The organism is Georgenia sp. H159, assembly GCF_035607575.1.
In the GTDB taxonomy this organism is placed as follows: Bacteria; Actinomycetota; Actinomycetes; order Actinomycetales; family Actinomycetaceae; genus Oceanitalea.
The window spans coordinates 111132-133407 of sequence record NZ_JAYDZY010000009.1; the positions used below are offsets into that span (position 1 = coordinate 111132).

General features: G+C 74.0%; 24 protein-coding genes. 7 read left to right on the forward strand and 17 right to left on the reverse strand.

Going from position 1 to position 22276, the window contains the following annotated elements; translation table 11 throughout:
- Positions 1–9: 9 nt before the first annotated feature.
- Genes VR894_RS14155 through VR894_RS14165 form a run of 3 tightly spaced genes read left to right on the forward strand, consistent with a single transcriptional unit; the run spans position 10 to position 3403 of the window.
- A complete protein-coding gene (locus VR894_RS14155; RefSeq protein WP_324652540.1) occupies positions 10–999 on the forward strand; it encodes an ABC transporter permease in 990 nt (329 codons plus the stop codon).
- Positions 996–1838, forward strand: a complete 843-nt coding sequence (locus VR894_RS14160) for an ABC transporter permease (RefSeq protein WP_324652542.1) — start codon at positions 996–998, stop codon at positions 1836–1838. Before VR894_RS14155 ends, VR894_RS14160 begins: the two co-directional genes overlap by 4 nt.
- Entirely contained in the window at positions 1835–3403 is a 1569-nt protein-coding gene (locus VR894_RS14165) for an ABC transporter ATP-binding protein (protein ID WP_324652544.1), read from the forward strand. Before VR894_RS14160 ends, VR894_RS14165 begins: the two co-directional genes overlap by 4 nt.
- 147 nt (positions 3404–3550) lie before the next feature.
- Here the strand turns inward: VR894_RS14165 and VR894_RS14170 are convergent, their stop codons facing one another.
- From VR894_RS14170 to VR894_RS14240, 15 genes are all read right to left on the reverse strand, one after another.
- Entirely contained in the window at positions 3551–6223 is a 2673-nt protein-coding gene (locus VR894_RS14170) for a phosphoenolpyruvate carboxylase (protein WP_324652545.1), read from the reverse strand.
- 258 nt (positions 6224–6481) lie between these two features.
- On the reverse strand, positions 6482–7276 hold the full coding sequence (locus VR894_RS14175) for an MBL fold metallo-hydrolase (protein WP_324652546.1): 795 nt from the start codon (positions 7274–7276) through the stop codon (positions 6482–6484).
- Entirely contained in the window at positions 7273–8097 is an 825-nt protein-coding gene (murI, locus tag VR894_RS14180; RefSeq protein WP_324652548.1) for a glutamate racemase, read from the reverse strand. Before murI ends, VR894_RS14175 begins: the two co-directional genes overlap by 4 nt.
- A 17-nt stretch (positions 8098–8114) precedes the next feature.
- Entirely contained in the window at positions 8115–8723 is a 609-nt protein-coding gene (locus VR894_RS14185; RefSeq protein ID WP_324652550.1) for a DUF2017 family protein, read from the reverse strand.
- Positions 8724–9029 carry an ATP-dependent Clp protease adapter ClpS gene (gene clpS / locus VR894_RS14190; protein WP_324652551.1) on the reverse strand — a complete coding sequence of 102 codons (306 nt, stop codon included), beginning with the start codon at positions 9027–9029 and terminating at the stop codon, positions 8724–8726.
- Positions 9030–9148: 119 nt separating this feature from the next.
- Positions 9149–9304: a hypothetical protein gene (locus VR894_RS14195; protein ID WP_324652552.1), complete on the reverse strand. Its 156-nt coding sequence runs from the start codon at positions 9302–9304 to the stop codon at positions 9149–9151.
- Positions 9305–9409: 105 nt separating this feature from the next.
- A complete protein-coding gene (locus VR894_RS14200; RefSeq protein WP_324652554.1) occupies positions 9410–10744 on the reverse strand; it encodes a nicotinate phosphoribosyltransferase in 1335 nt (444 codons plus the stop codon).
- A 389-nt stretch (positions 10745–11133) separates the two neighbouring features.
- The gene (locus VR894_RS14205) at positions 11134–12939 is read right to left on the reverse strand and encodes a DEAD/DEAH box helicase (protein ID WP_324652665.1); all 1806 of its coding nucleotides are present in this window, start codon (positions 12937–12939) and stop codon (positions 11134–11136) included.
- Between the two features lie 29 nt (positions 12940–12968).
- Positions 12969–13313 (reverse strand): DUF3039 domain-containing protein, encoded by a 345-nt coding sequence (locus VR894_RS14210; protein ID WP_324652556.1) that lies wholly within the window; start codon positions 13311–13313, stop codon positions 12969–12971.
- A 63-nt stretch (positions 13314–13376) separates the two neighbouring features.
- Positions 13377–14162 carry a glucosamine-6-phosphate deaminase gene (gene nagB / locus VR894_RS14215; protein ID WP_324652667.1) on the reverse strand — a complete coding sequence of 262 codons (786 nt, stop codon included), beginning with the start codon at positions 14160–14162 and terminating at the stop codon, positions 13377–13379.
- A 155-nt stretch (positions 14163–14317) separates the two neighbouring features.
- Positions 14318–14602: an HU family DNA-binding protein gene (locus tag VR894_RS14220; RefSeq protein WP_110851969.1), complete on the reverse strand. Its 285-nt coding sequence runs from the start codon at positions 14600–14602 to the stop codon at positions 14318–14320.
- Positions 14603–14761: 159 nt separating this feature from the next.
- On the reverse strand, positions 14762–15466 hold the full coding sequence (locus VR894_RS14225) for an NAD(P)H-dependent oxidoreductase (RefSeq protein ID WP_324652560.1): 705 nt from the start codon (positions 15464–15466) through the stop codon (positions 14762–14764).
- A 98-nt stretch (positions 15467–15564) separates the two neighbouring features.
- Positions 15565–16242, reverse strand: a complete 678-nt coding sequence (locus VR894_RS14230; RefSeq protein ID WP_324652562.1) for an N-acetylmannosamine-6-phosphate 2-epimerase — start codon at positions 16240–16242, stop codon at positions 15565–15567.
- 17 nt (positions 16243–16259) lie between these two features.
- Complete coding sequence (locus tag VR894_RS14235; RefSeq protein ID WP_324652564.1) at positions 16260–17240, reverse strand: ROK family protein; 981 nt, start codon at positions 17238–17240, stop codon at positions 16260–16262.
- Between the two features lie 110 nt (positions 17241–17350).
- Positions 17351–17485 carry a hypothetical protein gene (locus tag VR894_RS14240; protein WP_324652567.1) on the reverse strand — a complete coding sequence of 45 codons (135 nt, stop codon included), beginning with the start codon at positions 17483–17485 and terminating at the stop codon, positions 17351–17353.
- 70 nt (positions 17486–17555) lie between these two features.
- Between VR894_RS14240 and VR894_RS14245 the strand changes: the two genes are divergently transcribed.
- From VR894_RS14245 to VR894_RS14255, 3 genes are read left to right on the forward strand one after another with little or no spacing between them, the layout of a single operon-like run.
- Positions 17556–17738, forward strand: coding sequence for a hypothetical protein (locus VR894_RS14245; RefSeq protein ID WP_324652568.1), 183 nt, complete (start codon positions 17556–17558; stop codon positions 17736–17738).
- Entirely contained in the window at positions 17735–18769 is a 1035-nt protein-coding gene (locus VR894_RS14250; RefSeq protein ID WP_324652569.1) for a Gfo/Idh/MocA family oxidoreductase, read from the forward strand. Before VR894_RS14245 ends, VR894_RS14250 begins: the two co-directional genes overlap by 4 nt.
- On the forward strand, positions 18769–19803 hold the full coding sequence (locus VR894_RS14255) for a Gfo/Idh/MocA family oxidoreductase (protein ID WP_324652571.1): 1035 nt from the start codon (positions 18769–18771) through the stop codon (positions 19801–19803). The genes VR894_RS14250 and VR894_RS14255 overlap by 1 nt, the downstream gene beginning before the upstream one ends.
- 19 nt (positions 19804–19822) lie before the next feature.
- Here VR894_RS14255 and VR894_RS14260 read toward each other — a convergent pair whose 3' ends face one another.
- Entirely contained in the window at positions 19823–20050 is a 228-nt protein-coding gene (locus tag VR894_RS14260; RefSeq protein ID WP_324652573.1) for an ECF-type sigma factor, read from the reverse strand.
- A 182-nt stretch (positions 20051–20232) separates the two neighbouring features.
- The gene (locus VR894_RS14265; RefSeq protein ID WP_324652575.1) at positions 20233–21159 is read right to left on the reverse strand and encodes a CAP domain-containing protein; all 927 of its coding nucleotides are present in this window, start codon (positions 21157–21159) and stop codon (positions 20233–20235) included.
- A 333-nt stretch (positions 21160–21492) separates the two neighbouring features.
- Here VR894_RS14265 and VR894_RS14270 point away from each other — a divergent pair, with 333 nt between their 5' ends.
- A complete protein-coding gene (locus VR894_RS14270) occupies positions 21493–22275 on the forward strand; it encodes a DUF1206 domain-containing protein (RefSeq protein ID WP_324652577.1) in 783 nt (260 codons plus the stop codon).
- Position 22276 lies beyond the last annotated feature (1 nt).

Below are 22276 nucleotides of genomic sequence, written 5' to 3' on the forward strand. Positions count from 1 at the left end.
AGGGCCGCGATGACCGTGCTCCGCTGGCTGCTCGGGCGCCTCGCGGCCGCGGCGCTGGTGGCATGGGTGGTCGCCACCGTGGTGTTCTTCGCGCTGCGGTCCGCCGGCGGCGACCCCTCCGAGGCAATCCTCGGCGGGCCCGGCTCCCAGGCGAGCCCGGAGGCCGTGGCCCGGGTCCGTGAGGAGTACTCGCTCGACGAGCCGCTCCTCGTCCAGTACCTGCTGCAGCTCGCCCGCACCGCGACCTTCCAGCTCGGCGACTCCTACGCCCGACGGCGTCCCGTCTCCGAGCTCGTCGGCGACCAGCTCACGGGCACGCTCGTGCTCGCCGCGTGGGGCCTGGTCCTCGCCTGGGTCATCGCGCTCACCGTGGCGACCGTCGCGGTGCTGGCCCGCGGGCGCCTGGCGCGGCGCGCCACCGGGCTGCTCCGCGGGGCGGAGGTGGTGGCCTCGGTGATGCCGCACTTCTGGCTCGGCGCCGTGCTCATCGCGGCCTTCGCGGGCGGGCTCGGCTGGCTGCCCGCGACGAGCAGCGACAACTCCCTGCGCGCGCTCGTCCTGCCGGCCCTCACCCTCGCCGTCCCCGTGGCCGGTTTCCTCGGGCAGGTCATGCGCGACGGGCTGGAGGAGGCGCACGCCGCGCCGTTCGCGACGACGGCGCGCACCCGCGGCGCCTCGGAGCGCCGGGTGCTGTGGCGGCACTCGCTGCGGCACGCCGCCCTGCCCGCCATCGCGCTCAGCGGGTGGGCCTTCGGCTCGCTGCTCTCCGGCGCCGTCGTCGTCGAGACGCTGTTCGGGCGCCCGGGCCTGGGGCGCCTGCTCATCGACGCCACCCACGCCCGCGACGTGCCCGTCGTCATCGGCGTCGTGCTCGTCATCGCGCTCGGCTACGTCGTCGTCATGTCGGTGGCCGACGTCCTGGAGCGTGTCGTCGACCCGCGCCTGCGCGGACGGGTCCAGGTCCTGCGGGCCACGCCCGAGGGCGAGGTCGTCTCGTGACCCAGCAGCTGACGGACGCCGGACGCGCGCGGCGCTGGGCCCGGGACCTGGGCCCGGGCGGGGTGGTGAGTGCCGCCGTCGTCGTCCTCGTCCTCCTCGCCGCCCTCTGGCCGGACCTGCTCGCTCCCGGCGACCCGACGGCCGTGGCACCGGCGGACGCCTACGCCCCGCCCGGACCGGGCGCACTCCTCGGCACCGACGCCTCCGGGCGTGACGTCTACACCCGGGTGGTGCACGGCGCGGGGCAGTCACTGGGCGTGGGTGCGGGCGCGACCGCGATCGGGCTGACGATCGGTGTGCTGCTCGGCTTCGGTGCGGCCCTGGGCCCGCGGTGGCTCGACGCGCTCCTCAGCCGGGTCATCGAGGTCCTGTTCTCGCTGCCGAGCCTCGTGCTCGCGCTGCTGCTCGTCGCGGTCCTCGGGGCCGGGGTGGGGCCGTCGGTGCTCGCCGTCGGCCTGGCGACCGCACCCGGCTACGCCCGCATCCTGCGGGCCCGCGCCCAGTCGGTGGCGCGGAGCCCCTACGTCCAGGCCGCCCGGCTGGAGGGCGTCGTCGCCCCCGTCGTCTTCGTGCGCCACGTGCTGCCGAACACCGTCTGGCCGCTCGTCGCCGTGGCGACCCTCGGCATCGGGCAGGCCATCGTGTGGGTCTCGGCGCTGAGCTACCTCGGGCTCGGTGCGCTGCCGCCGTCGCCGGAGTGGGGTGCGATGCTCAACGCTGGACGACTCCACATCACCACCTCCTGGTGGCTCACCGTGGCGCCGGGACTGGCGATCACGGTGACCGCGGCGTCGCTGACCATGCTCGGCCGGCGGCTGAGCGCGGTGGCACCCGCATGAGCCCGGCCCTCGACGTCGCCGGCCTCACCGTCTCCTTCCCCGGTGTGGGGGACGTGCTGCGGGACGTGGACCTGCGCCTCGAGCCGGGACGGTGCCTCGCCGTCGTCGGGGAGTCCGGAGCGGGCAAGTCGGTCCTCGCGCGCAGTGTCGTCGGGCTCGCCGGGGAGGGCGGCGCACCGGCCACGGTGCGCGCCACACGCCTGATCGTCGCGGGTCAGGACGTCACGGGCGCCGACGAGCGCGCGTGGCGGGGGCTGCGCGGCTCCCGGGTGGGCTTCGTGCTCCAGGACGCGCTGCAGTCGCTCGACCCGCTCCGCACCGTGGGCGCCGAGGTGGGCGAGTCGCTCGCGGTGCGCGGAGTGGGGCGGGCCGAGCGCCGCCGCCGCGTGCACGAGGCGCTCGGCCTCGCCGGGCTCGACGACCCGCGCACCCGCGCCGCCCAGCGCTCCGGTGAGCTCTCCGGCGGGATGCGCCAGCGCGCACTCATCGCCTCCGCGATCGTCTCCGGGCCCGAGCTGCTCGTCGCGGACGAGCCCACCACCGCCCTGGACGCCACCGTCGCCCGCGGTGTGCTGGAGCTGCTCGGCCGGCTCCGCGACGAGGGCACGGCCGTCCTCCTCGTCAGCCACGACCTCGGCGCGGTGGCCCGGCTGGCCGACGACGTCGTCGTGCTCGACGACGGCCGTGTCGTCGAGGCGGGGCCCGCGGCCGAGGTGCTGGACCGCCCGGCCCACGAGGTCACCCGGGCGCTGCTCGCGGCCGTCCCCCGCGGACCACGACGACGGTCGGCAGCGACGGCGCCGGAGCCCGGCGACGCCGAGGTGCTGCGCGCCACGGGTCTGCACCGTCACTACCGGCTCCCGGGCGGTGGGGTCGTCAACGCGCTCGACGACGTGGACGTCGTCCTGCACCGCGGCGAGTCCCTGGGCGTCGTGGGCGAGTCCGGGAGCGGGAAGTCCACGCTCGCGCGGATGCTCGTCGCCGCCGAGCAGCCCGACTCCGGACGGGTCGAGCTCGCCGGCGAGCCGTGGAGCGAGGTGCCCGAGCGCCGCCGCAGGGCGCGCCGCCACCTCGTGCGGCTCGTGCCGCAGGACCCGCTGGGCTCCTTCGACCCGCGGTGGGACGCGGGACGGATCCTGCGGACGTCGCTCAGGGTCGCGGGCAGCAGCCGGACCCCGGCCGAGCTGCTGGACCTCGTGCGGCTGCCCCCCTCGGCGCTGGACCGCCGGCCGCGGGCGATGTCAGGCGGTCAGCGCCAACGCCTCGGGATCGCCCGGGCGCTGGCGGCCGACCCGGCGGTCCTCGTGCTGGACGAGCCGGTGTCCGCGCTGGACGTCACCGTCCAGTCCGCGATCCTCGACCTGCTCGTCGACCTCCAGGAGCGCACCGGGACCGCTCTCGTGCTCATCTCCCACGACCTCGCGGTCGTCCGGCAGGTGTGCCAGACGGTTGCCGTCATGCACGACGGACGCGTCGTGGAGCGGGGGCCGGTGGAGCAGGTCTGGCGCGACCCGAGGGCGGCCTTCACGCGCGCCCTGCTCGAGGCAGTGGCACCGGCTCCGTAGCCGCTGCGCGTGCCGCCGGCAGGACCCGCGACCGCCGCGCGGCGGCCCGGATCGCACCGCCCGACAGCACCGGGTGGCTCTCGTGGGATCGGGCCCGACGAGAGCCACCCGATGGCTCACGGCTCCGGGGTTGCCCCGGCGCCGACGTCAGCCGGTGTTCTGGAGGCCGGCGGCGATGCCGTTGACCGAGAGCAGGAGCAGCCGGCGGATCTCGGCGAGCTCCTTGTCCGAGCGGGCCTCCTCGTCCTCGGTGCGCAGGGCCCGCAGCGCGCGGAGCTGGATGAGCGACAGCGCGTCGACGTAGGGGTTGCGCAGCTGGACGGCCCGGCCGAGCACCCGGCGCCCCTCGAGGGGGTAGCCGTGCCCGGTGATGCGCAGCACCCAGTCCGTCGTGAGGTCGAGCTCCTCGAGCACCAGGGCCGCGAGGTCGTCGCGGTCACCGAGCTCCAGGTACTGCGCGGCGATGCGGCGGTCCGTCTTGGCCAGCGACATCTCGACGTTGTCGATGAGGGTGTTGAACAGCGGCCACTCCCGGTAGGCGGTGCGCAGCTGCTCGATGTCCCCGACCGCGGCGAGGGCGGTGCCCAGGCCGAACCAGCCGGTGAGGTTGATCCGTGCCTGGGTCCACGCGAAGACCCACGGGATGGCGCGCAGGTCCTCCAGTGACTCCACCGACAGGCCCCGGCGGGCCGGCCGCGAGCCGAGCGGCAGCAGACCGACCTCCTCCTGCGGGGTGACCTGGGCGAACCAGGGGGCGAAGCCCTCGGCGTGGATGAGCTCGAAGAACCGGCCGCGGGACACCTCGTCGAGGCGGGCCGACAGCTCGGCGAACCGTGCGGCAGCCTCGGCGTTGCGCTGCTCTGTCGACGGCGCCGACGCGAGCAGGGTGGCCGCCGCGACCTGGTCGATGTGGCGGGCGGCGATGGCGCGGTCCCCGTAGCGGGCGGTGATGACCTCGCCCTGCTCGGTCAGCTTGAAGCGCCCCTCCACCGAGTGCGGCGGCTGGGCGAGGATCGCGCGGTTGGCCGGGCCACCGCCGCGGCCGAGCGCACCACCCTTGCCGTGGAAGAGCGTGAGGCGCACGTCGTTGCGCTCGGCCCACGCGGCGATCTCCTCCTGTGCGGTGTAGATCGCCAGGGTCGCGGACACCGGACCGACGTCCTTCGCGGAGTCGGAGTAGCCGAGCATGACCTCCATGCGGCGTCCGGTCTGCTCCAGACGCGCCTTGACCTGCGGCACCTCGAGCAGCTCGTCGAGGATGCCGGGCGCGGCCTGGAGGTCGTCGAAGGTCTCGAACAGGGGGACGACGTCGAGCACCGGCGCGGCCTGGGCCGAGCCGAGCGCGTGCTCGGCCAGGCGGTACACGGACGCGAGGTCCTCGCTGCTCCGGGTGAAGGAGACCGTGTACCGGCGGCAGGCGTCCACACCGTGCCGGCGCTGGATCGCGGCGATCGCACGGAACGTCTCGAGGACCTCCTCGGGCGGGACGCTCGGGTCCGGCACCGACTCGGGGTCCTCGATCCACGCCAGGGTCTGCGCGTGCACCTTGGAGTGCTGGCGGACCTCGAGCTCGGTGAGGTGGAACCCGAAGGACTCCACCTGCCAGATGAGGTTCTGCAGGTCCCCGTGCGCCTTGCGCAGCGCACCGGCCTGCCGCAGCGAGTCCTGGACGGTGCGCAGGTCGGCGAGCAGCTCCTCGGCACCGGCGTAGGCCAGGTCCGCGTCCCGCTCACGGGTGGCCGCGAGGCGGGCGGCCGCCACGAGCATGACCCGGCGGTAGGGCTCGCGAGGGGAACGTGCGGCCACCTGGGCGGTGACCTCCTCGGAGAGCTGGCGCTGCGCCTCCCACAGCGCGAGCAGCTCGGCCGACGGCGGTGTGGACTTCTCGTCCAGGGTCATCGCCAGCCCGACGCGCGCCGTCTCCCGCTCGAGTGCGGTGAGGACGTGCTCGGCGGCGATGGCGGCCGCCTGACGGGTGACCTTGGCGGTGACGTTGGGGTTGCCGTCCCGGTCGGCGCCGATCCAGCTGCCGAGGCGCACGAAGGGCGTCGCGCGGGGCGCGGACCGGCCCCGCTCGTCTCCCAGCAGCCAGTCGTCGGCCTGCCGGTAGACCTGCGGGAGGACCTCGAAGAGGGTCTGCTCGAAGACCGACATCGCGGTGTAGACCTCGTCGACCGGCGAGGGCTTGGTCTCGCGCAGGTGCGCCGTGCGCCACATGGTGTCGATCTCGGCGAGCAGCCGGCGCTCGATGCGCAGCCGCCCGTTCGCACCCAGGCGCGGGTCGTCGGCCTCGGCGACGAGCTCGGAGATGCGGCGGATGGAGCCGGAGACGGCCCGGCGGCGGGCCTCGGTCGGGTGGGCGGTGAGCACGGGGTGGAACTCGATGTCCCGGAGGCGGCGCGCGGCCTCCTCCTCGGAGGTCTCGGCGGCCAGCTGCTCGTAGGCGCCGGCCAGGGCGTCGGACCGCGGCTTGGCGTCCTCCCGGGCGCGCAGGGCACGCACCCGGTGGTACTCCTCGGCGAGGTTGACGAGGTGGAAGTAGCAGGTGAACGCGCGGGCGACCTGGTCGGCCCGCTCGAGAGTGAAGGAGTCGATGAGTGCCTGCGCCTCGGCCAGCCGGCCGTCGCCGTCGGTGTCCTCGACGGCGCCGATCGCCAGCTCGCGCAGCCGCTCGACGTCGGAGAACAGGCTCTCCCCGCCGTCCTCCCGCAACACCTGGCCGAGAAGTGCGCCCAGGGTGCGGACGTCCGCCCGCAGGTCGTCGGGCATGTCGAGTCGAGCGTTGCTCCGTGCTTCGTCCGGTGAGGAGGTCTGCGTCATGGGGTCAGGTTAACGACCCCTGGCCCGGCGGCGTCGCGGCGTCCACCAGATGCACGGGTGTTCCCTCCCTCGCCGAGAGCGGAGTTGTTGCAGCCGGCGCGGCAAGGCCCCGCACCTGGTGTGGTGCAGGGCTTGTGTGCTTCCGGTGCTAGCGCCGTGCGCGTACCCGGCCGGTTCGGGGGCTCGGCGAGATCATGCCGGCAACAAGTCCGCTCTCGGCAACAAGTCTGCTGTCGGCGATGTGGCGGCTCTCGGGGGTTACAGGATCCAGGTCGCCCCGGGGACGGCAAGCTCGATGGGGCCGCCGTAGGCCTCCGCCGCCTCCGCCCGGACCACCTCGGCGTCCGTCCACGGCGGCAGGTGGGTGAGCACGAGGGACCGGGCCGCCGCCTGCGTCGCGGCCTCGCCCGCACGACGCCCGGTGAGGTGGATGTCACGCACCGAGTCGCGCCCCTCCTGGAAGGCTGCCTCGCACAGGAACAGCTCGACGTCGCGCGCCGCCGCGACAAGCCCGTCACAGCTGTCGGTGTCCCCCGAGTAGGCGAGTGTGACCTGCCGGGCGCCGTCCTCGGCGGGACCGCTGACCCGCACCCCGAACGCCGGGACCGGGTGGTTGACCGGGAACACCTCGAGGCGCAGCGGTCCGACCTCGACGACGCGACCCGCCTCGTGCTCGGTGAAGGCGAAGGAGGCGTCGAGGGCCGAGAGGTCGTCCTCCATCGTCAGCGCCCCGATCCGCTCGGGGGTGCCGGCCGGGCCCAGCACCCGCACCGGACCGAGAGCGCCCGCGGGGTGGTAGCGCCGGTAGACCTCCAGGCCGGACATGTCGACGACGTGGTCGGCGTGCAGGTGGCTGAGCACGACGGCGTCGAGCTCGGCGGGGTCCAGGTGCCGGAGCAGCGCGCCGAAGGCACCCGAGCCGAGGTCCAGGACGACGCTCCACGTGCGGCTGGCGCCCTCGCCGTCCGGACCCTCGGCCTGGACGAGGTAACAGGAAGCGGCCGACTGCGGCCCGGACATCGACCCGGAGCTGCCGACGATCGTCAGCCTCATGCGGTGACCTCCAGCTCGGTGTCGCTGTCGACGCGGTCGACCTCGGGCCCCAGGAACCGGCGGGCCAGTTGCGAGAAGCTCGCGCCGTCGCCGGTGGCGAGGAAGCGGTGGCTGGGGGCCGACGCGGCCGGGTCGCGCTCGAGGTCGTGGGCGACGAGCATCCGGTAGGTGTCCTTCGCGGTCTCCTCGGCGCTCGACACGAGCGTCACCTCCTCGCCCATGACGTAGGAGATGACACCGGTGAGCAGCGGGTAGTGCGTGCACCCCAGAACCAGGGTGTCGACGCCGGCGGCGCGGACCGGCTCGAGGTACTCGCGGGCAGCCTCGAGCACCTCGGGCCCGGAGGTGACGCCCCGCTCGACGAACTCCACGAAGCGCGGCGCGGCAGCCATCGTGAGCTCCAGGTGCGGCGCAGCGGCGAAGGCGTCGCGGTAGGCGCCGGACCCGATGGTCGCCCGCGTGCCGATGACGCCGACCCTGCCGGAGCGGGTCGCGGCCACGGCCCGCCGGACCGCCGGCTGGATGACCTCCACGACCGGCACACCGGCTCCGTGGAAGTACCGCTCCCGGGCGTCGCGGAGTACGGCCGCGGAGGCGGAGTTGCAGGCGATGACCAGGGCCTTGACGCCGGAGGCGACGAGCCGGTCCATGACGTCCAGCGCGAGGGCGCGGACCTCGGCGATCGGCTTGGGCCCGTAGGGCGTGTGTGCCGTGTCCCCGATGTAGAGCAGCGACTCCTGAGGCAGCTGGTCGAGGATCGCACGCGCGACGGTGAGGCCTCCGACACCTGAGTCGAAGACGCCGATCGGTGCGTCGTTCACGGTGTCCGAGCGTACTGTCACGGACGCGCGCCCGACATGGCCTCGAGCAGTGACTCCTGCCACCACGTGAGTGCGGCGTAGAGGCTGGTGAGGGCGGCGTCGAGCTCGTCGACGGCCGTCTGCGGGCGGCTGCTGCCGGCACGCTCGTAGACGCGCTCCGCGTCGTCGTCGGTCTCGATTCCCAGCCGCGCGGCGAGGACCAGCCGCAGGTCGGTGAGCGCGGCCAGCCAGGGGCGCTCCTCGCCCTCCCGGACGATGACGACGCCCGTGCTCGCCTCGAGGGTGCGGTGGACCACGCGGAGCTGGTCGACCTTCGTCGCGCGCAGCGAGCCCTCGGTGAGGCGGCGCATCTCCGACGCGAGCTCGTCGTCGTCGCTCGCCGGGGGCAGCAGACGGGCCAGCGCGGGGTCGCGTGGTGTGTCCCCCGCGGCGGGGTCCCAGTCGAGGGCGGCGAGCACGGCGTCGTCGGACGACGACGGCGTGGCGGGGGCGGCGTCGTCGGCCCCGCCGTCGATCGGGGAGCCCAGGAGCTCGGCGGTGTCGGCCACGACCCGGGCGATGATGCGCAGCTCGGCGCGCTCGAGCTCGCAGGCGTACCCGCCGGGAACCGCGATGAACGCCCGCACTCAGCCCTCGTCCTCCTGGGCCAGGGTGGCCCACAGCCCGTAGGAGTGCATCGCCTGCACGTGGACCTCCATCTTCTCGCGGGCGCCCTCGGCGACGACGGCGCGTCCGTCGTTGTGCACCTGGAGCATGAGCTGGCGGGCCCGGGACTCGGAGTAGCCGAAGTACGTGCGGAACACGTAGGTCACGTAGCTCATGAGGTTGACCGGGTCGTTCCACACGATGGTCCGCCAGGGACGGGCAGGGCGGACGTCCTGCTGCTGCGTCTCGTCCGGCGTCACCACCGGCCCGGGAGTCGTGGCCACCATCCTCCCAGCCTATGCACTCCTCCCCGGGCGCACGCGGCCTCGACGTGACGCGGCCCGGCAGGAACGATCCTGCCGGGCCCCGGTGGAGGTTGCGGCCGGTCAGACCGGCTCGCGTGACGTCACACCCTGTTTCGTCCTCGGCCGACGAGCGACATGATGAGCGAGATCACCAGGATCGCGACTCCGATCCAGATGAGGATCTGGGCCGCCTCCACGGCGACGCCGATGATGAGCATGATGACACCGACGATGATGAGAATCAGCCACAAGGACATTGGTGCTCCCTTCGTTTCCGGTACCTCTGCGGCACCGGGCGTAGAGGTAATCGTTGCGGACCTTGTTCAGGTCCGCACGTCGAGAGCCGTTTCCCGGCGCTGTGTTCAGGCGAGCACGTGCCGCGTGGGGACGGCCGGGTCCCCCTCGCTGAGCCGCCAGCCCTCGTAGGGCAGCGCGGCGCGGGAGGCGACGTGGCGCTCGGCCCCTGCACGGACCGCGTCGGCGCCACGGTGCTCGTCCGCGATGACGCCCTGGCGGACGAGCGGCAGCTGCAGCGGACGTGCGCCGTGCTCCTCGAGCACCCGCAGCCCGGTCGCCTCGTCGTCACAGCCGACGACGAGCTCCTCCTGGGCCACGCCGTTCTCGAAGACCCGGCCGGCGACCTTGAAGCCCCCCACGGTGGCCTTGGACGTCGAGGCCTTGGCGACGTCGACCATCCGGCCGTCGGCTCCCTCGCGCTCGACGAGCTTGTAGACGAGCTCGGCCGTCGGGTGGCCAGAGCCGGTGACCAGGCGGGTGCCGACGCCGTAGGAGTCGACCGGCGCGGCCCCGAGCGCGGCGATGGCGTACTCGTCGAGGTCGGAGGTGACGGTGATCTTCGTGGTCGTCGCTCCCAGCTCGTCCAGCTGCCGGCGCACCGTGAACGCCTGGGCGACGAGGTCGCCGGAGTCGAGACGCACGGCGCCGAGCTCCCCGCCGTGCCGGCGGGCCGCGGCCACGGCGAGCTCCACGCCCCGCTCGACGTCGTAGGTGTCGACGAGCAGCGTCGTGCCCGGCCCCATGGCCCTGACCTGGGCGTCGAAGGCCGCCTCCTCGTCGTCGTGGACCAGGGTGAAGGAGTGGGCGGCGGTCCCGATGGTGGGCAGTCCGTAGGAGCGGCCGGCCTCCAGCACGCTCGTGCCGACGAACCCGCCGACGACGGCGGCGCGCGCGGCCGCGACGGCGGCCTCCTCGTGGGTGCGGCGGGCGCCCATCTCCAGGCACGGCCGGCCGTGCGCGGCCGTGGTCATCCGTGAGGCGGCGGCGGCGACGGCGGAGTCGTGGTTGAGGACCGACAGGATGACGGTCTCCAGCAGCAGCGCCTCGGCGAAGGTGCCCCTGACGGTGAGGATCGGGGAGCCCGGGAAGAAGCACTCGCCCTCGCCGTAGCCGAGGACGTCACCGCTGAACCGGTAGTCGGCGAGGTACTCCAGGGTCTGAGGGCCGACGATGTCGTTGTTCCGCAGCCAGTCGATCTCCGCGGCGGAGAACGTGAAGTCGGCGATCGCGTCGAGCACCCGGCCGGTGCCGGCGACCACGCCGTAGCGACGTCCCCCTGACAGCCGACGGGAGAAGACCTCGAAGACGCTGGCCCGGTGCGCGGCGCCGGACTGCAGGGACGCCTCCAGCATCGTCAGCTCGTAGCGGTCGGTGAGCAGGGCGGTGGTCGTGCGTGGCATGGGCCTCAACCTAGCGAGGTCGCCGGTCCCGCGCAGGCACGCCCGCCGCGGCCGTATGCTGCGGGTCCCGTCGCGGTCCCCCATGCCGTCGTGGCACTCGCCGGTACTACCGGCGCCTCTGGGACCTCGGCTGAGCTGCCGGGCCACCGCCTCGCCGACCGACACCTGTGCGACCGGCTGACCGGCCTCGCACCGGCCGTCCCGCAGCGGGCACGGCGGGTGTTGTCGTCGCGAGACGTCACTTTGACCCGCCTGCCGAGTCAAGCTGACGTCCCGCGCGCACCGTCCCCCCGGAGCCCACGTCAGACTGACCCGCCTGCCGAGTCACACTGACGTCCCGCGCGCACTGTCCCTCGTCCCGGTCCCGCGGGCCTACGTGGCCCGCGGGCCTACTTGCGGCCGACGAACCAGTTGCGCAGGGTGGCGATGCGCGCCTCGATCTCCTCGACGCTGGCCAACGGGACCTCGGGGCCACCGCACGCGGAGCGCAGCTCGGTGTGGACGACGGCGTGCGGCTTGTTGCTGCGCCGCGACCACGCCGACACGAGGCTGGAGAGCTCCTTGCGCAGCGCGGCCCGCCGCTTGTGGTCGGAGATCCCGGCGTTCTCCTCACGCTGGGCGCGGCCGGCCGCCTGCCGCTTCTGCTGCTTGACCTGCTCGGCCTGGCGCGCGCGGAGCAGCGAGTGGACCTGGTCCGGCTCGAGCAGCCCCGGGAGGCCGAGGTACTCCTCCTCCTCGATGGAGCCGACCTCCGCGCCGGCACCGAACTCGCCGCCGTCGAACAGCACCCGGTCGAAGGACGCCTGGGCGTCCAGCGCCTCGAAGCCGGGCAGCATGAGCTCGTCGCTCGCCTTCTCCTCCCGGTTCGCCGCGGCCACCAGGGCGTCCTCCGGTGTGAAGAAGTCGCCCTTCTCCTCGGACGTGAGGACCCGGTCCAGGGCGTGGTCGCGCTCCACCTCGAGCTGCGCGGCGAGCTCGAGCAGCACCGGCACGCTCGGCAGGAAGACCGAGGCGGTCTCGCCGCGGCGGCGTGCCCGGACGAAGCGCCCGATGGCCTGAGCGAAGAACAGCGGGGTGGCGCTGGAGGTCGCGTACACGCCGACGGCGAGGCGCGGCACGTCCACACCCTCCGACACCATCCGCACCGCGATCATCCAGCGCTGCTCCCCGGCGGCGAACTCGTCGATGCGTGCCGAGGCGCCGTCGTCGTCGGACAGCACGACCACGGGCTTCTCGCCGGTCACCTCGTGCAGGACGCGGGCGTAGGCGCGGGCCTTGGTCTGGTCGGTCGCGATGACGAGACCACCGGCGTCGGGGACGCCCCGGCGGACCTCGGTGAGCCGGCGGTCCGCGGCCGCGAGGACGGCGGGGATCCAGTCGCCGGCCGGGTCGAGCGCCGTGCGCCACGCCTGGGCGGTGAGGTCCTTGGTCAGCGGCTCCCCGAGCGAGGCGCTGACCTCGTCACCCGCCCTGGTCCGCCAGCGCATCTGCCCCGAGTAGGACAGGAAGATCACCGGGCGCACGACGCCGTCCCGCAGGGCGTCGGAGTAGCCGTAGGAGTAGTCGGCGCGCGAACGGCGCACACCGTCCGCATCCCGCTCGTAGCTGACGAAGGGGATCGCGGCCGTGTCGGACCGGAACGGGGTCCCGGTCAGCGCGAGGCGGCGGCGGGCCGGTTCGAAGGCGATGCGTATCCCGTCGCCCCAACTCAGCGCGTCCCCGCCGTGGTGGACCTCGTCGAGGATGACCAGGGTGCGCTCGGCCGTCGTGCGCCGCTTGTGCAGCTCGGCGTTGGCCGCGACCTGGGCGTAGGTGAGGGCCACCCCGTCGAAGCTGGCGCCGTGCCGCTCCTGGGCGTTGCGGAAGGCCGGGTCGAGCTGGATCCCGACTCGGGCCGCCGCCTCGGCCCACTGGCCCTTGAGGTGCTCGGTGGGCGCGACGACGGTGATCGCCGTGACCTCGCCGCGCGACAGCAGCTCAGTGGCGACGCGCAGGGCGAAGGTCGTCTTACCGGCGCCGGGGGTCGCGACGGCGAGGAAGTCCCTCGGGTCGTCGTCGAGGTAGCTCTGGAGCGCCTCGGCCTGCCAGGCACGCAGCCGCGAGGCGGTCCCCCACGCCGCACGCGCCGGGTAGGCGGGCGGGAGGTGCTCGGCGGCAGCGGTCGAGACCGCCGCAGGAGTGCCCTGCGGGGCGATGGTGACCGGCCGGCGCTGACTGGCGGCGCTCACTCTCCGCTTCCGCCGGCGTCGCGACCGCCACGCCCGAAGCCGCCGAAGCGGCCGCGGCCGGAGCCGGACCCGCCACCCTGGATGCTCTCGTAGATCTCCTTGCACATCGGGCACACGGGGTACTTCTTGGGGTCCCGGCCCGGGGTCCACACCTTGCCGCACAGCGCCACGACCGGCTGCCCGGACACCGCGGAGGACATGATCTTGTCCTTCTTCACGTAGTGGGCGTAGCGGTCGTTGTCACCGGGCTCCTGCTCGCGCAGCTCCTCGCGCTCGAGGACGCTCGTTCCCGACGACGTCGACGGCTCGCTCGGGCTGCTGGGAGGCTCGGTGGAACTCATGACGACCAGTCTAGGACGACCCACCGACCAGGTCCCGGCAGGAGATGGGTGGTGTCGGTCGCCCTAGAAGCCCTGCCACTGGGGCTTGGCGGCGTAGGCCTCGCGGTAGTAGTCGGCGCGCTCCAGCCGGCTGGCGGCGGCCTCGTCCAGCAGCACCGTGGCGTGCGGGTGGTGCTGCATGATCGTCGCCGGCCACGAGGCGCTCACCGCCCCCTCGACGAGCTCGCGCACGGCCGCCGCCTTGCCCGTCCCCGAGGCGAGCAGCACGAGGTGGCGGGCCGCCATGATGGTGCCCAGGCCCTGGGTGAGGCACAGGGGCGGCACCGCGTCGACGTCGTCGTCGAAGAAGCGCGCGTTGTCCTCACGGGTCTGCGCGGTGAGCGGCTGCACCCGGGTGCGCGACGCGAGGGAGGACCCGGGCTCGTTGAAGGCGATGTGACCGTTCGTGCCGATGCCCAGGACCTGCAGGTCGACCCCGCCGGCGTCGGCGATCGCCTGCTCGTAGGCGACCGCTGCCGCCTGCGGGTCGTCGGCCAGCCCGTCGGGTCCCTGGACGGCGTCGGGCGCGAAGTCGACGCGGCCCACGAGCTCCCGCTCGATGACGTTGCGGTAGCGCTCGGGGTGGCCGGCGTCCAGCCCGACGTACTCGTCGAGCATGAAGCCTCGCGCTCGCGCGAAGGAGATCCGGCCGGCCTCATACCGGCGCACGAGCTCGTCGTACAGCGCCTGCGGGCTCGAGCCGGTGGCGAGGCCGAGGACGGCGTCCGGCTTGTCGGCCAGCAGCCGCTCGATGGCGTCTGCCGCGGGGACGGCGGCCTCCTCGGCGCCGGACTTGATGACGACCTCCACCGGGTACCTCTTCCTTCGCGTCGGCTCGGGGTGCTGGCGCACCACGGCCAGCCTAGCCGCGAGCGCGGTGGCGTCCCGCCAGGATCCCGGGCGGGGACGACGAAAGGCGGGCAGGACGTTACCGTCCTGCCCGCCTGTGCGTCGTCGCTAGGACGTCACTTGTTGGAGACGGCCTTCTTCAGGGCGCTGCCCGCGGAGATCTTGACGCCGTAGCCGGCGGGGATCTGGATCTCGGCGCCGGTCTGCGGGTTACGGCCGGTGCGCGCGGCGCGCTCGACTCGCTCGACGGCCAGGAGGCCCGTGATCTTGACGGCCTCGCCCTTGCTGACAGACTCGACAAGCACGTCCTGCAGGGCCGACAGAGCGGCGTCGGCCTGGGACTTGGTGAGCGAGGAGCGCTCGGCCACGGCGGCGACGAGCTCGGTGCGGTTGACGGACATGGAATCCCTCTCTCAGTCGGCGTACGCACCCTTATGGGTACGACGCGCCCGACATTACGGCGTCACACCGCGTGTTGTCGCCCTCCCGCGCCGAATTTTCGGCGTGTCCACGCGGATTTGGCCCCCGACTGTGACGGATGGGGAGGGAGTTGCCGTCTCTCAGACGAATCCCGGCGGCCGTTGCAGGTCGGTGGTCGCGGCCCACTGGTCCTCCGTGTCGGACTCCCGCGGCCGCCAGCGGCTCGCGGCGTCGTCGGGCCCGTCCTGCCGCCCCTGCTGGTCCCCCAGCTCCTCGTCGGGGGCACGCAGCAGGTGCATCGCGGCGTCCATCCGCACGAGGGCGTCCATCATGAGCTCGATGCCCTCGACCATGCCCTCGGAGGCCCGCAGGCTGCCGTCCCGCACGCTCGACTCGGTGACGTAGGGCACAACGACCATCTCGCGGACCGCGTACATCTGCAGCGCGCCGAGCACGGTGCGCAGCGCCTCGGCCCCGCGCAGACCGCCGGACATCCCCGAGCCGTAGCTGACGATGCCGACCGGCTTGAAGGCCCATTCGTGGACGAGGTAGTCCAGCGCGTTCTTCAGCAGGGCGGAGTAGCCGCGGTTGTACTCGGGGCTGACGATGACGAAGGCGTCGGCTGCCGCGATCCGCTCCGACCACCGCTGCGTGTGCTCGTGCTGGTAGCGGCCGTACCGCGGGAGGTCGGGCTCGTCGAACAGGGGCAGCCCGACGTCGCGCAGGTCGATGCGGTCGATGACGAAGGCGCGGTTGGCGCCGAGGCAGGCGATGGCCCAGTCGGTGATGGCGTTGCCGAGCCGGTTCGGGCTCGTCGCGGCGTTGAGGACGGCAAGGCGGATCATGGCGGCTCCTGGACCGGGGAGACACCACGGTAGCGACGCGGGTGTGCCGGCGCGTGGGACCTCCGGCACATGACGGGGCGTGTCGGGACGGGCGGGCGCTACCGCGACGTGACAGCCGCGTGGAACCAGCTGGTGATGGTCGTGGGGTGGGTGATCGCGGTCCCGACGACGACGGCGAAGGCACCCCGCGCGATCGCGTCCGCCGCCTGGTCGGGGGTGTGCACCCGCCCCTCGACGACGACGGGACGTTCGCAGCGAGCGACGAGTTGGTCGATGAGCTCGACGTCGGGCCCGTCGGTCTTCTCACGCTCACCCGTGTACCCGGCGAGCGTGGTGCCGACGACGTCCGCGCCGGCGTCCTCGGCGGCGAGCGCGTCGTCGAGGCTGCCGCAGTCGGCCATGACGAGCACGTCGGCGCGTTCGCGCAGCGCCCGGATCGTCCCCGCGAGGCTCCGCCCGTCCGGCCGGGGACGTCGGGTGCCGTCGAGGGCGACGATGTCCGCGCCCGCGTCCGCCACCGCGACGGCATGCTCGAGGGTGGGGGTGATGAAGACTGGGTCCTGCCCGTCCTTCCACAGCCCGGTGACGGGGACGTCGAGGGAGGCGGCGATGAGCCGGATGTCCTCCAGCCCCTGGGCCCTGACGCCGGCGGCGCCGCCGGCGACGACGGCGCGGGCCATGCGCTCCATGACCTCCGGGACGCGCAGGGGCTCACCGGGGTAGGCCTGGCAGGAGACGATGAGGCGTCCGCGGAGGCGCTCGAGGACGGGAGACATGACGGTCCTTCCGGTGGTCAGGCGGTCTGGGTGAGCGCGGTGCGGGCGGCACCGAGCACGGCGGCGACCGGCCCGAGGGCCGAGGCCCGGATCGGGGTGCCGGTGAGCGGCTCGATGAGCTCGGCGCGCGCCGCGGCGACCATCGGCTCCCACCACAGCGCACCGGCCTGGCTCATGCCCCCGCCGACGACGACGGCGGCCGGGTCGAGCACCGTGACGACCCCCGCGACGGCGCGTCCGACGGCGCGGGCGGAGTCGGCGACGGCGCGGAGCGCGAGCTCCTCGCCGGAGGCGGCGCGCGCGTACACGGCTCGGGTGTCCGGCGCGTCCGCCGAGCCGCCCAGCCGCAGGTAGTGACGGTGCAGGGCGGGGCCCGAGCCGATCGCCTCGAGGTGTCCCTCCCTGCCGCAGCCGCACCGAAGGCCAACCGCGTCGGGGCTGGGCATGTGCCCCATCTCCCCCGCGACGTGGTGGGCCCCGCGCAGCGGACGTCCGCCGAGCACGACGCTGCCTCCCACGCCCGTCCCGACGGCGACCATGAGGACGCTGTCGAGCCCCGCCGCGGCGCCGAGCCAGGCCTCCCCGCCCGCGTGCGAGTCGACGTCGTTCTCCACCGTGACCGGCCCGGCACCCAGGAGGTCGGCCAGGCGCGCGCTCAGGCCGCTGCGGACGTCGGTGCCGGTCCAGTCCCGGATCGCGTCCGTCGCGGAGAGGATCGTGCCGGCCGTCGCGTCTACGACGCCCGCGGTGCCGACCCCGAGCCCGGCGAGGGTGGCCGGCTGCGCGGCGTCCGTCGTCGTGCCGTCGGGCGCCGTGAGGCGGCCCCCGTGGGCGACGACCTCACGGACGAGTCCGGCGACGGTGTCGAGCACCGCCTGGGGGCCGTCCTGGGCGGGTGTCGGCACGGACCGCACCGGGCCCACCGCGCCCGCGGCGCTGATCAGGGCGGCCGCGGTCTTGGTGCCTCCGAGGTCGACCCCGACGACGACGTCACTCATGCTGTTCCTCTCTGTCCACCGCGAGCTCGCTCGGGTGGCCACGGGCGGTGCTCGCGGCGAGAACTGTACTGTCGGCGCCCCGGTCGGCGGTGCACGGCCGGGGCCGGCCGTCAGACGCGGGCGGGTACGGTCGCGTCGACGGCGTCGAGGAGCAGCATGCCGTCGACGACGACTGCAGCAACGCTGACCGCGTGCCGGGGGCGCGAACGGGTGAAGGATGGTGCTGGATGTGAGTTCTCTCCCATGAGACGGATAACGTCTGATGTCTGACGTAGTGCGTTGACCGTGGACGCAACGCTGGCGAAAGGTCAATCAATGGCGATCACCACCCGGCCACAGGCGACGGGGGCCGCACCCGGCCGACGGCGGCCGACTGTCTCCTGGGACGTCCACGCCGTCGACCGTCACGACGAGCCGATCCTCCGGGCGCTGGACGGGACCCGCCCGCGAGCGGGCACCCCGGCGGCTCCCGGGACCAGCGGCGGGCCGGACCGGTGACCGCCGCCGAGGTCACCGTCGTCGGGACGGGTGCCTTCGCCCGTGAGCACCTCCTCGCCCTGCGGGACGTGCCCCGGCTGCGCGTGCGGTGGGTGGCCGGTTCGGACCTCGCCCGGGCGGAGGAGCTTGCGCGTCTCGTCGGTGCCCGCGCCACGACGGACGTCGACGCGGCCGTCGGCGACCCCGCCGTCGACGCCGTCGACGTCGTCAACGCGACGCCGGGCCACGCGCCGGTGACCATCGCGGCCGGCCGGGCCGGCAAGCACGTGCACGTCGACAAGCCGGCGGCGCTCACCCTGCGGGACCTCGACGCCATGGTCACCGCGACCGCCGGCACCAGCCTCATGGTCGGGCAGACGGTGCGGTTCCAGCCCGCGATGGCCCGTCTCGGCGCAGCCGTGCGGGCCGGGCGCATCGGCGACCCGCGCCTGCTCCACATCACGTGGTACACCGGCCACGCCTGGCCCGGAGGCTGGCGCAGCTGGCAGCTCGACCCCGACCGCTCCGGCGGGCACCCCGTGCACAACGGGACCCACATCGTCGACGCCGCCACCTGGCTGCTGGGCTCTGCCCCGACGGAGGTCTTCGCGCGGGGGATGCGCACCTTCTCCCCCGACATGGACTCCCCCGACTCCTTCCACGTCCAGCTGCGGACGGCCGACGGCGCCCTCGCCACGCTCGAGCTCTGCTACGCCCTGCGCCGGCGCGGGGACATGCTCCGCCGCGTCGTGCTCGTCGGGACCGAGGGGACGCTGCGGCACTCGACCGAGGCGGAGCCCGGGCTGTCCTCGGACGCCGCCACGCCCGCCCCACTCTCCCTCGAGGGGGCGCTGCGCAGCCAGCTCGACCACTGGGCCGACGTCGTCACCGGTGCAGCCGAGCCCGTCGTGCACACCGCCGAGGTGCGGGCGGCACTCGCCGGCGCGCTGGCCGCGCAGCGCTCGCTCGTCACCGGGCGACGCGTCCACGTGACCGAGATCGAGGGGGACCCCGTCCTCGGTGCCCAGGCACCCGTCGAGGAGGTGCTCTGATGGCCCTGCGGATCGGTGTCCTCTCCGCGGTGAGGCACGCGGCGGACTACCTGCGCATCCTCGGCGCGGACGACCGGGTGGAGCTCGTCGCCGTCGCCGAGGAGCCCTCGGCGCCCGACTGGGTGCGTGCCGACTCCCGCGCGGCCGCCGACCGCGCCGGTGTCCGGTACACGGAGGACGTCGGCGAGGTGCTCGACCCCTCCCTCGTCGACCTCGTCGTCGTGTGCGGTGCGCCGACCCGGCACGCGCGGCTGGCGCTGGCCGCGCTGCTGGCGGGGATCGACGTGCTCGTCGACAAGCCCGTCGCGACGACCCTCGACGACGCCGACGCCCTGGTCACCGCCACGGAGCGGACCGGGCGGGTGTGCGCGGTCGTCAACCGCACGCACGCACCGGCCCTGCGCCGGGCCCGGGCCTGGGTCGACGCCGGTCACGTCGGCCTCCCGCGACACGTCGACATGGAGCTGCTCGCCTCCGGCACGCACGTCGCGACGTCGGTCGAGCGGCCCGAGCTCGTCGTCGACCCGGCCCTGTCCGGTGGTGGCGAGGTCCTCAACTTCCTCGGCTACTGCACCGACGCCGTCGCCTTTCTCACGGGTCTGCCCGTCCGAGAGGTGCACGCCTTCACCGGGGTGCTCTTCTCCGACCTGCACGCCGCCCACGACGTCGAGGACAGCGCGGTGGTCAGCCTGCTGCTCGACCGGGGTGTCACCGCGACGATCACGCTCGGGCGGGTCCCGTACGCCCCGGGCACGACCCCCACGACGAGCTCGCTGCGGCTGATCGGCTCCCACGGCCACGCCGTCGCCGACGACGACAAGCCCGCCGTCGACGTCTTCGGGCCCGACGGCGCAACAGCGCTGGTCGCCGACGCCGGGCAGGTGGCGCTGGAGCTGTACCTCGGGCACGTCGTCGACGCACTCGTGGCCGGTGAGGTGCCGGACTACACGGTGCACGACGCCCGTCAGTCGATCGCCGTCATCGACGCCGCCTACCGGTCGGTGGAGACGGGGGACGTCGTCACGCTCCACTGACCTCGGAGTCGCACCCCCCTCAGCCGGGTCGGCGCGCCTCGCGCCGGGAGCCGCCGTACTTCTTGTGGACCGCCTGCTTCGACACGCCCAGGAGGAACGCGATCTCGGCCCACGTCAGGCCCTCGCTCCTGGCACGACGGACGAGCACGGCCTCGCGCTGGTCCGCCTCCCGGCGGAGCCGGACGAGTGAGTCGAGTGCGGCGAAGAGATCACCGTCGTCATCGACGGCACGGGCGAGTGCACTCATCGAAACCTCCTCGGGGCGGGCCACTCCGTCAATCTACGTTGACGTCCGCCCGCCGTCAACCTGCGTTGACGACGGCCGGCAGGTGGACGCAACCGACCGAGCCGGCAGCACCTGGACCGGTGAGCCGGGACGAACCGGTCGGACGGTGCGTGCCGCGCGCCCGTACCCCCGCGGCAGAGTCGCTAGCCTCCGAAGACGAGGACGGCGTAGGGGCCGCCGGAGCCCATCGCGTACCCGACACCCACGTGCGAGTAGGCGGTGTTGAGCATGTTGGCGCGGTGCGGCGCGGAGTTGGCCCACCAGTTGAACATCCACGAGGTGATGTCACCGGAGGACCAGGACTGCGCTCCGGTGTTGCGCACGATGTTCTCCCCGGAGCGCGACCAGCCGCCGCCGATCTGCGAGCGGTAGTTCGGGTTGTGCTGGAGGGTCTGGTTCGCGGCCATCCACTCCGCCCAGTTCTGCGCCACCGAGTCCAACGTGCCGTTGCGCCCCAGGGCACCCAGCCCGTTCTGCGCGCGGAGACCGTTGACCATGGAGGCGATCGATCCCCGCTCGCCCCCCGACCCGGCCGAGGCGACCTGCGGCTGAGGTGCGCTCTCCTGCGCAGGCGCCTGCTCGGCCTGCGCGCGCCGCTGCTGGCGGGTGGGCTGCGCCTGCGCCTGCGCCTGCGCCTGTGCCTGCTGTTCACGCTCGGCCGCCGCGGCGGCGGCGGCCGCGGCCTCGCGCTCCGCCAGCGCCTGGCGCTCGGCGTTGCGCGCGGCGACCTGGACCTCGCGCAGGTGCCACACGTCGTCCTTGGGGAGCTCGACGTCGACCTCGAGCTCGCCGAACGCCAGCTCCTCGGTCTCCGGCACGGCGATGCCGGGCGACGCCGGGTGCTCGACCTCGAGCCCCAGGGCCGAGAGGTCTGCTCGCGCAGCCGTCGGGTCGTCGACGACCGCAGCGGCGCTCACGCCGGCGACGAGGACGAAGGCGAGGCCACCGGCCAGCCCGGCGCGGTAGCGGCGCTGCAGGTTCGGGGCGACCCGGGCGCGCGCGCCGAGCAGTCGCTGGACGGGGGCACTGATGACGGAGGTGCGGTGGCGGCGCGGACCAGGTTCGGTCACGGCGGACCCTTCTCACTCCCTGGGCTCCGGAGGCGTCTCGCGTCCGGCGCCCTCCCACCGCTTCGTCGTCGTCCTCGGGCGGCGGCGGGAGGGGAACCGTCCAAGGGTCCCGCGTGGAGGGGGCGCGGGACCTTGAGACCATAGCGCCGCACCGGACCCAATGTCACGTTTTGATTACGGCAGCGTGGCGAACGCCTCACCGGCGACACGTGTAGGTCAACCGCCTCGCCGACGGCGGCTCGGGTCCGCGCGGCCGTCCGCCGTGTGGCGTCGTGGACGCACGCGTCCCCCACATGATTCGCGGCCCGGGCCCAACGGTGCCAGGTTGTGGCCATGGACTCCTCCCTCCATGGCGCTGCGGCGCGCACCGGTGACCATCCCGTCGTCGAGGCAGGAGCACGCCTCGGCTACGTCGCGAGCGGCGTGCTCCACCTGATCCTCGGCTGGATCGCGATCGGCCTCGCCTGGGGGACGTCGTCGGGGTCGGCCGACCAGACCGGTGCGCTGGAGCAGCTGTCCTCAAGCCCGTTGGGTTCGGTGCTGCTGTGGGTGGTGGTCGCGGGCTTCGCCCTGCTCGCCCTGTGGCAGGTGGCGGAGGCGGTGACCGCCGGCGAGACGAAGGAGACCGTCAAGAGCGCGGGCAAGGGCGTGGGGTACCTCGTGCTGACCGGCGTGGCCGCGCGCATCGCGACGAGGACCGGTGGCGGCGGGAGCGAGAACCGGACGGACAGCCTCACCGCCTCGGTCATGCAGCACCCTCTGGGACAGGTCGCGGTGGCGGCCGTCGGCGCGGGCATCATCGGCATCGGTGTCTACCACGTCGTCAAGGGCTGGTCCCGGAAGTTCCTGGAGGACCTACGCGAGCAGCCGCCCCGCGCGGTCGTCGTGGCCGGTCGCGTCGGCTACGTCGCCAAGGGCGCCGCGCTCGGTGTGGTGGGCGCTCTGTTCGTCTTCGCCGCGGTGACCAACGACCCCGAGGAGGCGGGCGGCCTGGACGCCGCTCTGCGCTCGCTCCTCGAGCTGCCCGCGGGGACCGTGCTCCTCACCGCCGTCGGCGCGGGTATCGCCGCGTACGGCCTCTACTCCTTCGGCCGGGCGCGGTACGCACGCGTGTGAC